This window comes from Hungatella hathewayi WAL-18680 (assembly GCF_000235505.1).
GTDB lineage: Bacteria > Bacillota > Clostridia > Lachnospirales > Lachnospiraceae > Hungatella_A > Hungatella_A hathewayi_A.
In genome coordinates this window covers 514,537-529,256 of the sequence record NZ_JH379029.1, presented here as the reverse complement: position 1 = coordinate 529,256, position 14,720 = coordinate 514,537, and the positions used below count along the sequence as shown (strand labels likewise).

General features: G+C 49.9%; 13 protein-coding genes. All 13 read left to right on the top strand.

Features of this window, described 5'->3' with window-relative positions; genetic code table 11:
- The first annotated feature begins 23 nt into the window (after window positions 1–23).
- The 13 genes from fliF to flhA all read left to right on the top strand — a co-directional run bounded on the left by fliF (window position 24) and on the right by flhA (window position 14,711).
- Complete coding sequence (gene fliF / locus HMPREF9473_RS23230; protein WP_006782673.1) at window positions 24–1,643, top strand: flagellar basal-body MS-ring/collar protein FliF; 1,620 nt, start codon at window positions 24–26, stop codon at window positions 1,641–1,643.
- Between the two features lies 1 nt (window position 1,644).
- Window positions 1,645–2,652, top strand: coding sequence for a flagellar motor switch protein FliG (gene fliG, locus HMPREF9473_RS23225; RefSeq protein WP_006782672.1), 1,008 nt, complete (start codon window positions 1,645–1,647; stop codon window positions 2,650–2,652).
- 1 nt (window position 2,653) lies between these two features.
- Complete coding sequence (locus tag HMPREF9473_RS23220) at window positions 2,654–3,403, top strand: FliH/SctL family protein (protein ID WP_050810106.1); 750 nt, start codon at window positions 2,654–2,656, stop codon at window positions 3,401–3,403.
- 12 nt (window positions 3,404–3,415) lie between these two features.
- Window positions 3,416–4,720: a FliI/YscN family ATPase gene (locus tag HMPREF9473_RS23215; RefSeq protein ID WP_006782670.1), complete on the top strand. Its 1,305-nt coding sequence runs from the start codon at window positions 3,416–3,418 to the stop codon at window positions 4,718–4,720.
- A gap of 10 nt (window positions 4,721–4,730) precedes the next feature.
- On the top strand, window positions 4,731–5,180 hold the full coding sequence (fliJ, locus tag HMPREF9473_RS23210) for a flagellar export protein FliJ (protein ID WP_006782669.1): 450 nt from the start codon (window positions 4,731–4,733) through the stop codon (window positions 5,178–5,180).
- A 32-nt stretch (window positions 5,181–5,212) separates the two neighbouring features.
- The gene (locus HMPREF9473_RS26585; protein ID WP_006782668.1) at window positions 5,213–7,501 is read left to right on the top strand and encodes a flagellar hook-length control protein FliK; all 2,289 of its coding nucleotides are present in this window, start codon (window positions 5,213–5,215) and stop codon (window positions 7,499–7,501) included.
- 15 nt (window positions 7,502–7,516) lie between these two features.
- Window positions 7,517–8,107: a flagellar hook assembly protein FlgD gene (locus HMPREF9473_RS23200; protein ID WP_006782667.1), complete on the top strand. Its 591-nt coding sequence runs from the start codon at window positions 7,517–7,519 to the stop codon at window positions 8,105–8,107.
- 25 nt (window positions 8,108–8,132) lie between these two features.
- Complete coding sequence (locus HMPREF9473_RS23195) at window positions 8,133–8,528, top strand: TIGR02530 family flagellar biosynthesis protein (protein ID WP_006782666.1); 396 nt, start codon at window positions 8,133–8,135, stop codon at window positions 8,526–8,528.
- 73 nt (window positions 8,529–8,601) lie between these two features.
- On the top strand, window positions 8,602–10,290 hold the full coding sequence (locus HMPREF9473_RS23190) for a flagellar hook protein FlgE (protein WP_006782665.1): 1,689 nt from the start codon (window positions 8,602–8,604) through the stop codon (window positions 10,288–10,290).
- A gap of 25 nt (window positions 10,291–10,315) precedes the next feature.
- Window positions 10,316–10,522, top strand: coding sequence for a flagellar FlbD family protein (locus tag HMPREF9473_RS23185; protein WP_006782664.1), 207 nt, complete (start codon window positions 10,316–10,318; stop codon window positions 10,520–10,522).
- Window positions 10,523–10,567: 45 nt separating this feature from the next.
- The gene (locus HMPREF9473_RS23180) at window positions 10,568–11,410 is read left to right on the top strand and encodes a motility protein A (RefSeq protein ID WP_006782663.1); all 843 of its coding nucleotides are present in this window, start codon (window positions 10,568–10,570) and stop codon (window positions 11,408–11,410) included.
- A gap of 14 nt (window positions 11,411–11,424) precedes the next feature.
- Window positions 11,425–12,660, top strand: coding sequence for a flagellar motor switch protein FliN (gene fliN / locus HMPREF9473_RS23175; protein ID WP_006782662.1), 1,236 nt, complete (start codon window positions 11,425–11,427; stop codon window positions 12,658–12,660).
- Between the two features lie 2 nt (window positions 12,661–12,662).
- Window positions 12,663–14,711 (top strand): flagellar biosynthesis protein FlhA, encoded by a 2,049-nt coding sequence (flhA, locus tag HMPREF9473_RS23170; RefSeq protein WP_080568925.1) that lies wholly within the window; start codon window positions 12,663–12,665, stop codon window positions 14,709–14,711.
- Window positions 14,712–14,720 lie beyond the last annotated feature (9 nt).

Here is a 14,720-nt window from a genome sequence, read left to right as displayed (position 1 = left end):
AGGAAGAGTGTAGTGGTGGCGACATGGGGGCTAAAGATAAAGTAAAGTCAGCTGTCGAGGGAAATCCCGCCATCCATCGTCTTGTAGATACAAAGGGGAAGAGACTTGCCATAGCAGGTGTCGCAGCGGCCGCTGTGATAGCGCTGGCAGCGAGTTTCTTCCTTAACGCGAACAAAGACGGCGGATATGTGACGTTGTTCCCCGGCATAACAAGAGAAGAGAATATAGAGATTCTGACGGTTTTAAACAGCCGCGGGGTAGCTGCAAAGCGGAATTCAGAGGGAGAAGTGACGGTTCCGGAGAGCCAATACGGTGACATCATGCTTGAGATGTCTGAATTGGGGTATCCGAAATCGGCACTTCCTTTTGACATTTTTTCAGATAATATGAGCTTTACAACTACTGAATTTGAAAAAAGGCAGTACCTGCTCCTGAATCTTCAGGACAGATTGGAGCGGACCTTAAAAGATATGAGCGGCATCAAAAATGCGATTGTCACTCTGAATGTATCGGATGAAAGCAACTATGTCTGGGACGACCAGGCGTCGGATTCCACGGGCTCCGTGTCTCTGACCATGCTTCCGTCCTACGAGTTGTCCGCCGAGAAGGTGGCGGCTATCAAGAATCTGGTGGCCAACAGTGTCCCCAGACTCCAGCCGGAGAATGTGACGGTGGTCAATGCGGAGACTATGCAGGAGATGGTGTCCAGCGATTTGACCAACGACAGCTATTATGGCCTTAGCAGACTGGATTTTGAAGCCAGCGTGGAAGAACGGCTGGTGAACAAGATAACCAATGTGCTGACACTGGCTTATCCTCCAAGCAAATTACGTGTATCTGCGACTGTGGTCATCGATTATGACAAGATGATTACCGAAGATTTACAGTATGAGCCGCAGGAAGATGGTTCAGGTGTCATTGACCATTATGAGGAGAATTACTCAGGCACCGGCGTGACGGGCCAGGCAGGCGGCGTTGCGGGTGAAGAGAACAATACGGATATTCCGGCATACGGCACCGGCCTCGGTACCACCGAGGAGGGCGTGGGAGATTACTCCCGGAATGTGGATTATCTTGTAGGATATATGAAACGACAGATTGAGAAGGATAACGTAAAGCTTCAGAAAGCCACCGTTGCCATCACTGTCAACGATGACAATCTGACGGCGGCCAAGCGGCAGCAGCTGATTGAAGCGGCCTCCAAGGCGGCCAACATTGCGCCGGAGGATATCGTGGTATCCAACTTCCAGATAGCGGATACCGGCAGCAACGTTGTCAATACGGATACCACACCGGTACAGGGACCGGCCATCGGTGAGATGGACCCGAGACTGATTATCGCCGGAGCGGCAGCGCTGTTCGTCCTGTTGCTGGCACTGTTTATCCTGTTGCTGCGTCACAACGCGAAGAAGAACAGGGAAGAGGACCAGGAACTGTTCGGAGGAGCGGTTGAAGCAGTTGAAGAAGAAAATCCGGCTGAAGCCGAAGCGATGGCGGAGAGCCAGAATGAAAATAACGGATTCCAGATAGATGATTCATCAAGTCCGGTGGAGAAGATACGCAGCTTCGCCAAGATGAATCCACAGATTATCGCAGCCATGCTTCGCTTGTGGCTGAAGGAGGAGGAGCAGGAGGAGGAGTAGTATGCCAGTACAGGAAAGAAGACCAGCGGAAAAAGCTGCGGCTGTCATATCTATCATAGGCACGGAACGGGCGTCCGAAGTCTACCGATATCTTCGCGAATCCGAGATTGAGAGGATTTCTCTGGAACTCACACGGCTTCCGAAGCTGACGGCAGACGAGCTGGGAGAGATTGCTCAGGAATTTTACAACTGCTGCGTGACACAGAAGGTTATCACAGAAGGTGGCCGGGATTATGCGAGCGAGGTGCTGGAGAAGGCATTTGGACCTCAGCAGGCCAAGATTCTCATGGAGCGGGTGGCGAGAAGCCTCCAGTCCAGGTCCTTCGATTTTATCAGAAAGGTGGATGCCAAGACGCTGATGTCACTGCTTCAGAACGAGCATCCCCAGACACTTGCCAGAATTTTATCTTATGCGACACCGGAGCAGTCATCCAAGATGATTGCCAGTCTGCCGCAGGAGACAAGGGTCGACGTCGTAGAGAGAATTGCCAGTATGGACCGGGCATTGCCGGTGGCCATCAAGATTGTGGAAGAGGTTCTTCGCAAGAAGATTGGTTCCGCCTCCTCCGAGGAGACGACAGAGGTTGGCGGTCTGAACTTCATCGCCGACGTCATGAACCATGTAGACAGAGGAACCGAGCGGGATATCTTCGACGAGTTGAACATGAAGAACCCACAGCTTGCGGAGGATGTGCGCAAGTTGATGTTCGTATTCGAAGATATTGCTTATCTAGACCCGCTGTCCATACAGAGATTCCTTCGGGAAGTGGATTCCAGAGATTTGGCAGTGGCGCTCAAAGTTGCCAACAAAGAAGTGTCCAGTGCGATTTTTGCCAATATGTCGACGAGAATGCGGGAGAGTATCCAGAGCGATATCGAATACCTGCATAATATCCGCATGAGAGATGTGGAAGAGGCACAGCAGAGAATCGTGGCATCTATCCGGCGTCTGGAAGAAGAGGGCGAGATTGTGATAGCCAAGGACGGAAAGGATGAGCTAATTGTCTAGGGTGTTGAAAACCGGGCAGACCGTTGCCGGAGGAGCAAAAGTGGGAGTTTACCAGCCACAGATTGAGGTTCAGCCATCCCAGGAACAGCAAAACGGAGAGCGGACCATTAAGAGTGAACTGGAGCTTCTGTCGGAAGAGAAACAGAAGATACTGGATACGGCCAGGAGCCAGGCGGAGAAGTTTGCCGCCGGAATCCTGGAGGAAGCCTATTCCAAGAGAGATAAACTGGTGAACACCGCCTACGAGGAGGCGGAGCGAATCAAAAAGAACGCTCAGGAAGAGGGATACCGGAAGGGAATCGAGCAGTCCTGCGGGGAGATAGCCGCGGAACTTGCCACTCTCAGACAATCCGTGGAAGAGATGGGACAGCAGCTGGCTGTCTATGAGCAGGAGACGGAAGACAAAATCATAAAACTGACCCTTGATGTGGCGGAGAAGATCCTGACCAGACGCATCGAGGATGACAACACAATCATTGCGGATATCGTGGAGAAAGCGGTTCTGTCCGAGCGTGACAAGAACGACATTATCATCCACATTACCGATAAATCTTCAAAACTGGTGGATAATCTGGAGCAGAGACTGGAACCGTTGCGGGAAAAGGTCTCCGGCACCATCAAGATGAAACCGGAAGACGAGCCGCCAGGCTATGCGAGGATTGAGACAGAAGAGGGAATCATAGATGTCTCTGTCTACACGCAGTTGGAAAACCTGAGAGAGCAGCTAGCCCTGCTTGCCGGAAAGGAATAGGCGGTACCGCGTATGAGGCTGGAACAGGTAGAACAGACTATTGAAAATGCAAATCTGTATACATATTTAGGTAAGATCGACAAGATAGTAGGAACCACGGTGGAATCCACAGGTCCCGCCTGCAAGATAGGGGATGTGTGTACCATAGATATTCCCGACGGGGAAGCCGCTGTTTACGCGGAAGTCGTAGGCTTTCGGGCAAACAAAGTGCTGTTAATGCCTTACGAGGAGATAGAGGGGATCGGATACGGAAGCGCGGTGAAGAACACTGGCGAGCGGTTGAGAATTCCGGTTACCAACCAGCTGATAGGCAGAACCGTGGACGCCATGGGTGTTCCCATGGACAACAAAGGCCCTCTGGGGGAAGTCAGCTACTACCCCATCACAGGCCGGAAATCAAACCCCATGGACAGACCGCCCATCGATTCGGTGATACAGATGGGAGTCAAAGCCATCGACGGTCTCCTGACCATAGGAAAAGGCCAGAGAATGGGAATCTTCTCCGGAAGCGGCGTGGGCAAGAGTACCCTGATGGGCATGATTGCCAAGAATGTCAAGGCGGATGTCAATGTCATCGCCCTGGTAGGGGAGAGAAGCCGTGAGGTTGTGGAGTTTATCCGCCGCGATTTGGGCGAGGAGGGCTTGAAGCGCTCCGTGCTGGTGGTGGCCACCTCCAATGAATCACCCATGAAGCGGGCCAAATGTACCATGACGGCGACGGCCATTGCCGAGTATTTCAGGGACCAGGGAATGGATGTCCTGTTGATGATGGACTCCCTGACCAGATACGCCATGGCCCAGAGAGAGATTGGACTGAGTATCGGAGAGCCCCCGGTGGCAAGAGGATACACACCGTCCATTTATTCGGAGCTTCCCAAACTGCTGGAGCGCTCCGGTAATTTTGAAAAAGGCTCCATCACCGGAATCTATACGGTTCTGGTAGAAGGAGATGACACCAACGAACCGGTATCCGATACGGTCCGCGGTATTATAGATGGACACATCATGCTGTCCAGAAAAGTGGCAATGAAGAACCGTTACCCGGCCATCGATGTCCTCGCCAGCATCAGCCGTCTCATGACTGAGATTGCAGGGGAGGAACACAAAGAAGCGGCATCCAAGATCAGAAAGCTGCTGGCCGTCTACGAGAGCAATGTGGATTTGGTTTCCATCGGCGCTTACAAGCGGGGGACAAACAAGGAACTGGATTATGCGCTGGAGAGGATTGACAAGGTTTACGAGTTTCTCCAACAGAAGACAGACGAAAGTTTTTCACTGGAGCAGACGGTAGTAGAGATGATGAAGCTGGTAGAATAGGGCGGTTGATATGAAGAAATTTGTATTTCCACTGGAACGGATGCTGGAATACCAGGTGCAGGTTCTGGATAAGGAAAAAGGAATCCTGGGCCGTTTTATCGCAGAGCGGAACAGCCTGGAGGACAAGATAGCCCAGCTAAAAAAGAATCTTTCCAAGGTCCGCACGGATATGGCGATAAAAGAGGCGGAGGGGACCACCATTTTTGTGTTAAAGTCCTTCTTCTCCATTCTGGAGAGCGGGCGGATACAGGTGGAAGAGCTGGAGGCGAGACTGGTTCAGGTGAATGTTCGTCTGGAACAGCAGCGTCAGGTAGTGACGGCGGCTTCCCAGGAAGTAAAAAAACTGGAGAGGCTGAAAGAAAATCAATTGGAGGAATATCGGCGCGCGGAAGCAAAAGAACAGCAGGAGCTCATTATTGAGCACGTGTCCGGGGAATTTGTAAGGCGTGGCGGTTCCTAAATAAATATTATAAAAAGAAAGGTGGTGAATCAATGAATGTAAACGCAGCAGTATTGACAGACGTCATGATGACGCAGTCGACTGCACCCCCGAAGGACAGCGGGAAAACGGCCACGGAAGCGTCCGGGCAGAACTTTCAGCAGGTGATGGAACAGTACACCGGCAGTAAGCAGAATGTCAGGAATGCCAGGAAAGAAAGCCAGCCAGCAGGAACAAAGAAGACTCCTGTGACGGATTCCGGAGCGGCATCAGCCAAGGCAAGTGCCGGCAAAACGGAAGTCCAGAAAAAAAGTCTGAGTGAAAGCCAGAACACGAAAAACGAAACACTTTCCGAACAGACAGCTCCGGAAGAGGAGAAAAAGCCGGATGAAGCCAGATTACAGGCGATGATGGCATTGGCGGAACCGGTAGTCGTACAGGTGATAGCGCCTGAAGTACTGATGGAAGCCGTTGGCGATGGCAGTATGGCAGTTGAAAATGTAGACGGTGTGTTAGATGGCCAGCCGATAGATAGTCAGGCGGCAGTGACACAGCCAGACGGCCAGGAAGCGGCGGGAATGTCAGCCCAGGAAGCGGTGACAGAACCGGGGAATCAGACTTTCGGACAGGATATGATGGCGGCAGACGGTGTTCAGACAGAAAACCGGAATCCGGCAGATTCTATTCATCAGAACATGGCGGCAAACCGGAACATGGCGGCAGACACATTCAAACCGGAGACGGCAGAACCGGCACTGACAGCAGAACAGTTGTCGGCACAGGAGTCTATGGCGAAACCGTCGATTCACGAAACGGCAGAGACACTCAGCCAGAAACTGGCAGGTGAGACGCAGAGCCAGAATGCGGTATCGGATTTGCTTCAGTCAGATGTGACAAACCAGTCAATAGTCACAGCGGACGTGGCGAACCAGTCAGCTTCGGAAATGGCAAATCAGGTTTCGGAGCAGAATTCATCAGTTATGACCGGTGCAATGGCACGGCCGGAAAAAACGGAGGATGCGAATCAGGTAACTGAGCGAAACAGCCAGAACGGTGTGAATCAGGATGGTATAAGGAACATGCCGGAAGGACAGACCGTTGACAGGACTTCAGCCCAGACAACGACGGCGGCCGGGCAGACAGAGTTGAACCATACCGCAGAATCGCAGATACACGGGCAGGATGCGGAGGTGAAAGCACCTGAGCAGAACCCGAATACCCAGCCAGTCAGCCAGGATAGCAAGGTGGAGACACCGGATATCCAAAACACGGCAGTGAAACCAGCCACCCATGAGACAACGCCAAAAGCAGCCCATGCGGATATGGCATTGAAGACAGCTGAGGAGAATCAGCCGGTCAACAGCCAGCAGGCGGCGTCTGAAACGCAGAATCAGGGAACGGCAGACAAGTCCAAAGAAGCATTGCAAAACGCACAGCAGGCAGTATCCGAATCCTCCATGGAGACGGTGGCCAGCCAGGCGGCAGTGGTATCTGACGCGGTATCAGCGGCAGGACAGACAGGAAAGACCGAATCGGCCGACAGAAGCAGACAGACCACGGTTAACACCATTCAGCCGGAGACAGCAGAGAAATCTGCCATTCAGGAACCGGCCATGGCAAAAGCATCCGGGCAGTCATCCACAGCGGATGATACGGAATCGGGATTTGCCGATATGCTGAAAAACCAGACGGCACAGACAACAGCCACAAAGGCATCTTCCGAGGAACACACAGCGCCTGTCAAAGCGCAGGTATCGACTTTGAGTGAGGAGCAGTCAAGTCTGGAAGAGTTAAAGAAGAATGCGGAAGCCAGAGGCATCAATCTGATGGACCGTGTGGCGGAAGCCAGAATCACCGGTGGAGCCAGAATTCAGGCCATGAATCAGCCGGCTGCCCAGAACGAGGCATCCGTGGTATCACAGGTAAAAGACGGCTTAGAGCAGGGAATGAAAAACCAGCTCAAGGAATTCACCATTCATCTGAGACCGGAAGGTTTAGGTGATGTCATCGTCAAGATGGTGAGCCAGGACGGCAAAGTGACCGTCAACATCGGCGCTTCCAACTCGGAGACCCAGAAACTGATTAACAGCCAGATGACAAGTCTGAAGGAAATGCTGGAGCCGCTTCACGCAGAAGTAGGCGAGGTATATCACAGCAGTCAGGAATCCATGAGCTTTACCAGCTACAATCAGAACATGTCTGAGAACCAGAGACAGCAGACCGGCCACTACCAGGGAAATCCAAACTACGGCGGTGGATATACGGAAGACGAAGAAATCCTGACAGAGGCAGAATACATCACGGCCCAGAGCAGAATGGCCAGACTGTATACCTATGTGTAGGAAGAAAGGAGAAGCATGGCAATCAATACAGATTACAACAACATATTGAGAACATTTGCCACCAGTAACACCGATAGCAGCCAAAGAGCAGGCAACAATGGCGACAATGATGATGGCAATACGGATGGTGCCAACGGCGCTAACGGTACCAACGGTACAGGCGATGTCATCGATGCCGTATTTGCGGATTCCAACGACAAAGTTACCATGGAAGATTTCCTCTCGCTGATGGTTGCGCAGTTGAAGAACCAGGATTTTATGAACCCCATGGATGATACCCAGTATATCACCCAGCTGGCTCAGATATCCTCCATGCAGCAGATGGAAGAGATGAATTACAACTCCAAGAGCACCTATGTAGCTTCCCTTGTAGGCAAGACAGCCGTAGCAGCCAAGTTTAACGTAAAAGGCGACCTGGTGAAGAAGGAAGGCGTCATTGACAGAGTGTCTCTTCTGGACGGAGAGTTTGTCCTGTATATTGACAAAGAAGCGTTTGACATGGACGAAATCATGGAAATCAAAACCCCAGCATCAGCACCCCCGGAGGGCGATAACAATGACGGAGATGGCGGTGGAGATGATAAAGGTGACGGAGGCGACAAGTAACACGTAAGGAAAAGGAGGGCGGACAATGGATTCCATGCTTTATAATAAACTGCTAAGAACGCCGGTTTATACAGGAACTCCATGGGAAGCGGGCAAAGGCAAGGCTCAGAAAGAGACCGACAGCAGCCCGTTCAAAGAACTGCTTGAGCAAAAGCTGAATGAAGAAAGCGAAGTCTCATTTTCCAAACATGCCGTGGAACGTGTGGTAGAGCGAGGTGTGGACGTATCCTCAGAGAATCTGGAACGCTTAAACCAGGGTGTAAAACTGGCGGAGGAAAAAGGATTGAAGGAGCCACTCATTCTGCTTGACTCAACTGCATTTGTAGTAAATGTAAAGAATAACAAAGTAATCACAGTGGTACACGAAGATGGCTTAAAAGGAGCCGTGTTCACAAATATTGACGGAACCGTTATGATATAGCCGGTCCTTTAGGAGGCTTATCTTACCCCGAATGACGGAAGGGTAAGGCGGTTAGAAAAGGAGAACAAATTATATGTTAAGATCATTATATTCAGCTGTGTCCGGTATGCAGGCACATCAGACAAAATTAGACGTTATCGGTAACAACATTGCCAACGTAAATACATACGGATTTAAATCAAGTAAAGCACGTTTTCAGGACGTATTCTATCAGACACTGACCAACTCTACTGGCGGTAATAGTTTAAAGGGCGGTACCAACGCCAGCCAGGTTGGTTATGGTACAACTGTTGCGGGTATCGATTTAAATATGGGGCGTTCCTCTTTGCAGTCAACTGGTAACTCGAAAGATATCGCGATTGCAGGTGAAGGCTTCTTCCAGGTTATGGATGGTGATGGAAATATTTTCTATACAAGAGCAGGTAAACTGCAGATTGACCCTAATACGGGGTCTCTTACAGATACTAATGGATATACGGTACTTGGTGTCAGCGGTGACCCACTAGGTAAAAGTGCCAGTGCTGAGCAGATCCGATTAAATGTTACGAATAAGCAGACAACATCGGCAAAAGCAACTCAGATTCTTAATGGTATCACATATACACTTACATCAGAGAATGCTACAACTTTTGGTAACGTGGCAATTACATTCCAGCGAGATGATGGGCTTCCGGATGGAGCAGATGTTTATGTACAACCGTCAGACCTTACAGAGACTACGATTACCGTGCGTATCAACCCGAATTCCATATTCAACAACTTATCTGAGTTGAATGATAAGATGAATACGGCGATTACCCGTGCCAATGGTGGTATTGCTCACCCGGCTGGTAAGTTTACATTAGAGGCTGTACCTGCTGACCAGATTTTCAATACTGCTTTGAAGGGTTCAGAATTAGTCAGCAATGATTTCAAAGTTCAGCAGGGTGAAATGAAATTCAATGACCCTGATGACATGGCAGGCGGTATCTTTGGTGGATTTAAACCATCAGGAATGAGTACGGAGCCGAGATTCTCAGCTAATGGTAATGTGAGCTATGAAATTAGCCATACAGCAGCAGCTGGTGACCAGCCTGCATTCTGGACTATGAAGGCAACGGTTGTAGATACTATTACTGGAAAAACCAGAACTTATGAGGGTACCATCAATGAGAACAGTACTTCAGCCAACAAAATATGGTTGAAAGAGACGACAGTTCCGATTCCGGATGGTGAGGAAGCTGGACAGTATATTGAGATGTCTCATCCAGGTTACACGGCGATTACATCTTACTATGATGCAGACCCGACCAGAACAAAAGTAATGGCTAATGCAGGAACAATTACAAATGCTTATGCTTCTAGAAACCTGGGACTTGGTACACCTTTCAAACTTGAGAATGGTTCTGAGGGCGGTCCGCTGGATTTATCCAAACTGAGTATTTCTATTCTGAGCAATGGTGTTATTATGGCAAAACATCCTGACGAAGGAGATATCGAAATCGGACGTATCGACTTGGCTATGTTCGAGAACCCAGGCGGTCTGGAAGAAGTGGGCAGTAGCTATTTCAAGACTGGTGCTAACTCTGGTGCGGCAAAACTGGTAAAAGCCGGTGAAGGTGGTTCCGGTGCCCTTCAGACCTCCGCTCTTGAGATGTCCAACGTTGATATCTCCGACGAGTTCGCAGACATGATTGTAACCCAGAGAGGTTTCCAGGCCAACTCCAGAATCATTACCGTTTCTGACTCCATTCTGGAAGAGCTTGTTAACTTGAAACGATAATTGATACGGACAGGAGGGTGGTATCATGATTATGCTGAAGAAACTGAACGGCGAAGAATTTGTTTTAAACTGCGATATGATTGAGCTGATAATGGAAAATCCCGATACCACCATCCTTTTGACGAACGGGAAACATCTGATTGTCAGTGAGACCAAAGAAGAAGTAGTAGATAAGGTAGCGGCTTTCCGAAGGAGAACCTTCGGAGAGCTGTTAGACCAGGCAAAGAAGTAGTACACGTATCAAACACAAAAAGAAGAGGAAAAGGATGTAATAGTTATGGACATCATGTCGGTTCTTGGTTTAATTTTAGCGGTGGCGCTGGTCATATTCGGAATGGTATTCGACCAGGAGGCCATGCAGGTGACTTTCTCAAACATCAGGGCATTTGTGGATTACCCCAGTATGGCGATTACGATTGGAGGTACGATTGGCGTTATGATGCTGTCGTTCCCATCTAAATCGTTTAAAAAAATTGGAAAGCACTTAAAAATTATCTTTCGTCCACGCAAATATGAACCCAGGCAGTCCATAGACCAGATTGTGGAGCTGGCGGTAGAAGCCCGTATGAAGGGACTTCTGTCTCTGGAAGACAAACTGGCCGAGGTTGACGAACCATTCCTGTACAACGGTCTGATTCTGGTTGTGGATTCCGTGGATTCGGAGAAAGTCAGACAGGTGATGGAGACCGAGCTGGAACAGCTGGATGAGCGTCATGCGCTTGACCGTGCTTTCTATGAGAAAGCGGCAGCCTATTCCCCGGCTTTCGGTATGATTGGTACGCTGGTAGGTCTGATTCTCATGCTGGGCAACATGTCAGATGTGGATGTTCTGGCAAAAGGTATGGCGACAGCCCTTATCACTACGTTATACGGCTCGTTGATTGCCAACGTTATCTGCCTTCCAATTGCAAGTAAGTTGAAAGCAAGACATGATGAAGAGTTTTTGTGCAAGCAGCTTGTTATGGAAGGGGTTCTGGCAATTCAGGAAGGTGAAAATCCCAAATTTATAGAAGAGAAATTGAGTAAACTTCTGCCGGCCACATTTGTAAAACAGGAAACAGATACGGAAGCAGAGGAGAAAAAAGGACTTTTCGGAAGAAATAAAAATTACGCGAAGTAAAAGGAGTTTAAGACATGGCACGTGAGCAGGAAGGCCAGGAAGCACGCAACAAGGCAAAAAGGGAGATGTTTGATGAATTGATGAAGCTGCACGCAAAGGCAGCGGAAAAAAGTCTTTCTTCTCTATTGAAGACGGAGATTCAGATAACAGACGCCAAAATACAGGTGAAGACGGTCAGGAACGTGGACTACAATATCCTGGAACCGGCAATTATGGTACAGAACAATCTTACCTCCAAGTCGGATGAAGATGTCGCGGGCAACATGGTATTCATCCTGCGTCAGAGAGATATGCAGGTGTTCTTAAACCAGCTGATGGGAATTGAGGAACTGCCGGAGCCGGACTTCGAGTTTGATGATACGGCCCTCAGCGCAGTGGAAGAAGTCATGAATCAGATGGTCAGCGATTCCGTTGCCAGTATGGCGGCATATCTGGAAGATGATATGAGTTCATCCGCATGTAATCTGATTCTGTCAGAAGGCCCGGATACCTTCGGCGAGGTGATTGGTGAGGAACCGGGAGCCAGTACCTTTGTCATCCGTTACCGGATAAGAATTAAGGATGTTCTGGATTCCGAGTTTATGGAGTGCATCTCCGCAACCGCCATCGCCAGCATCAACCAGGAGATAACCTACAAGCAGGAAGCGGACGAAGAGCCGGAGGAAGAAGAACTGGAAGAGGAAGAGCCGGAAGAAGAGGTAGACGAAGAAGAGGAATATCTGGACGATGATTTGGATGATTCCGATGTTGGGGAATATCTGGATGAAGATATCGATTATGTAGGCGGATATGAGGATTTGGAACCTCCGAAAAAGAGCGTGAGAAAGACTCAGCCAGCCAGACAGCCGGTAAAACCACCAGTGAAACAAACGGTGAAGCAGACGGCAAAGAAGCCGGTTCCTCCGAAGAAAACCCAGCCAGCCGTTCAGAAACAGGCGGCCGCTCCTTCCGGGAAAAAGAAGGTGGAACTGTGGCACAGCCAGACGATTCATGAGAATCTGGGACTGATTATGGACGTTCCGCTGAAGGTCTCCGTGGAGATTGGCAGAACGAAACGCCGTCTGAAGGATGTGCTGAATTTCGGCAACGGAATGGTGGTAGAGCTGGATAAGCAGGCCGATGCACCGGTTGATATCATTGTAAACGGCCAGCTGATTGCCCGCGGGGAAGTGGTTGTGATAGACGATAACTTTGGCGTTCGCATCAGTGAAATCGTAAACACTAGAAGTATTATTGGGAATGGTGAATAAATTTGAAACGGTTTAATATGCTTGTAACGGCTGGGGTTATCGGAATTATATTTCTGATTCTGATACCACTGCCGACGCCGATACTTGACTTTTTATTTATACTGAATATCACTTTGGCCCTGTTGGTCCTGATTATGTCCATGTATGTGAAGGAGACCCTGGAATTCTCCGTATTTCCATCGCTGCTCCTGGTCACTACCCTGTTCAGACTGGGCCTTAACGTATCGTCAACAAGAAAGATTCTGTTTGACAACGGATATGCGGGCCAGGTAATCGAGACCTTCGGACAGTTTGTTATCCGTGGCAACATGGTGATTGGATTTGTTATCTTCTTAATCATCGTGCTGATGCAGTTCATCGTTATCACCAAGGGCTCCGAGCGAGTGGCGGAGGTTGCGGCCAGATTTACGCTGGACGCCATGCCCGGCAAGCAGATGGCCATTGACGCTGATTTAAACAGCGGCCTGATTGATGAACAGCAGGCAAAGGAACGCCGTTCCAAGATACAGAGAGAGGCAGACTTCTTCGGCTCCATGGATGGTGCCACCAAGTTTGTCAAGGGAGATGCCATTATCTCCATTGTGATAACCTTAATTAACTTTCTGGGCGGCATCATCGTCGGTATGATGAACGGCCAGGGCAGCGTGATGGAAATCATGCAGATATATACAACGGCTACCATCGGTGACGGCCTGGTGTCCCAGATACCGGCGCTGCTCATATCCGTGGCAACCGGTATGATTGTGACCCGCTCCGCTTCGGAGAACAGCTTGAGCGACGATTTGACAAGACAGTTCCTGGCCCAGCCGAGAGTGCTTATGATGGCCGGCGGCGCCGTGGCCTGTCTAGCTCTGATTCCGGGTTTCCCCGTAGTTCAGATTGTGGTCATTGCAGTCGGTATGGTGGGAGGCGGTTATTACCTGCTTCGGAAACAGCAGAGTCTTTTGGAGGTGGCGGAGCCAACTCTTCGGGAGGCGGAGGTCACAAGCGAGGCCGAGTTCTACAAAGACATTGAAAATGTCTACGGCCTGTTAAATGTAGAACCTATCGAGATGGAATTTGGATACAGCCTGATTCCGCTGGCGGATGAAGCCAGTGGCGGTAACTTTATCGACCGGGTTGTCATGTTCCGAAAGCAGATGGCGCTGGATATGGGATTTGTGCTTCCGTCCGTCCGAATTAAGGACAGCGGACAGCTGAACCCAAACCAGTACAGCATTCTGCTGAAGGGCGAGGAAGTGGCCAGAGGAGATATCCTTATGGACCACTATCTTGCGTTACCGCCGGAAGGCGCGGCAGATGACATTGCAGGTATCGATACCATAGACCCGGCATTCCATATTCCGGCGAAATGGATTAGTGAGGACAAGAAGATACAGGCAGAGCTGGCAGGCTACACGCTGATTGACCCCACGTCGGTGGTCATCACCCATTTATCCGAGGTGGCGAAAGAGCACTTGCATGAGCTGTTGAACCGCCAGGAGGTAAACAACCTGCTGGAGAGTCTCAAGAAGACCAACGCAGCCATTGTGGACGAAGCCATACCGAATATCATCAGTGTGGGAGAGATTCAGAAGGTGTTGTGCAACCTGCTTCGTGAGGGCATTCCGATTCGCGATATGGAGACAATCGTGGAAGTGCTGTGTGACTACGCGCCTCAGGTGAAGGACAGCGACCTGCTGACCGAATACGTCCGCCAGGCATTAAAGCGCACCATCTCCCACCGTTTCTCAGAGGCGGGACAGATGAAAGTGCTGAGTCTGGATGAGCGGATAGAGAACACCATTATGTCAGCGGTCAAGAAGGTGGACAGCGGCTCCTATCTGGCGCTGGAGCCTGTGGCTATCCAGAGCATTGTATCGGCTTCCACAACCGAGATAAACAAGATTAAAGATTTGGTTAATATACCCATCGTTCTCACGTCACCGGTGGTCCGGGTCTACTATAAGAAACTGTTAGACCAGTTCTACCCCAATGTGACCGTGGTGTCCTTCAGTGAGATTGACAACAATGTACAGATTCAGGCACTGGGAAATATTGCACTGAGCTGACAAAAGTGA

What these genes read in the sequence shown, in the direction of transcription:
- fliF (WP_006782673.1), top strand. Translation starts at nt 24, where the DNA reads ATGGGGGCTAAAGATAAAGTAAAGTCAGCTGTCGAGGGAAATCCCGCC.
- fliG (WP_006782672.1), top strand. Translation starts at nt 1,645, where the DNA reads ATGCCAGTACAGGAAAGAAGACCAGCGGAAAAAGCTGCGGCTGTCATA.
- HMPREF9473_RS23215 (WP_006782670.1), top strand. Translation starts at nt 3,416, where the DNA reads ATGAGGCTGGAACAGGTAGAACAGACTATTGAAAATGCAAATCTGTAT.
- fliJ (WP_006782669.1), top strand. Translation starts at nt 4,731, where the DNA reads ATGAAGAAATTTGTATTTCCACTGGAACGGATGCTGGAATACCAGGTG.
- HMPREF9473_RS26585 (WP_006782668.1), top strand. Translation starts at nt 5,213, where the DNA reads ATGAATGTAAACGCAGCAGTATTGACAGACGTCATGATGACGCAGTCG.
- HMPREF9473_RS23200 (WP_006782667.1), top strand. Translation starts at nt 7,517, where the DNA reads ATGGCAATCAATACAGATTACAACAACATATTGAGAACATTTGCCACC.
- HMPREF9473_RS23195 (WP_006782666.1), top strand. Translation starts at nt 8,133, where the DNA reads ATGGATTCCATGCTTTATAATAAACTGCTAAGAACGCCGGTTTATACA.
- HMPREF9473_RS23190 (WP_006782665.1), top strand. Translation starts at nt 8,602, where the DNA reads ATGTTAAGATCATTATATTCAGCTGTGTCCGGTATGCAGGCACATCAG.
- HMPREF9473_RS23185 (WP_006782664.1), top strand. Translation starts at nt 10,316, where the DNA reads ATGATTATGCTGAAGAAACTGAACGGCGAAGAATTTGTTTTAAACTGC.
- HMPREF9473_RS23180 (WP_006782663.1), top strand. Translation starts at nt 10,568, where the DNA reads ATGGACATCATGTCGGTTCTTGGTTTAATTTTAGCGGTGGCGCTGGTC.
- fliN (WP_006782662.1), top strand. Translation starts at nt 11,425, where the DNA reads ATGGCACGTGAGCAGGAAGGCCAGGAAGCACGCAACAAGGCAAAAAGG.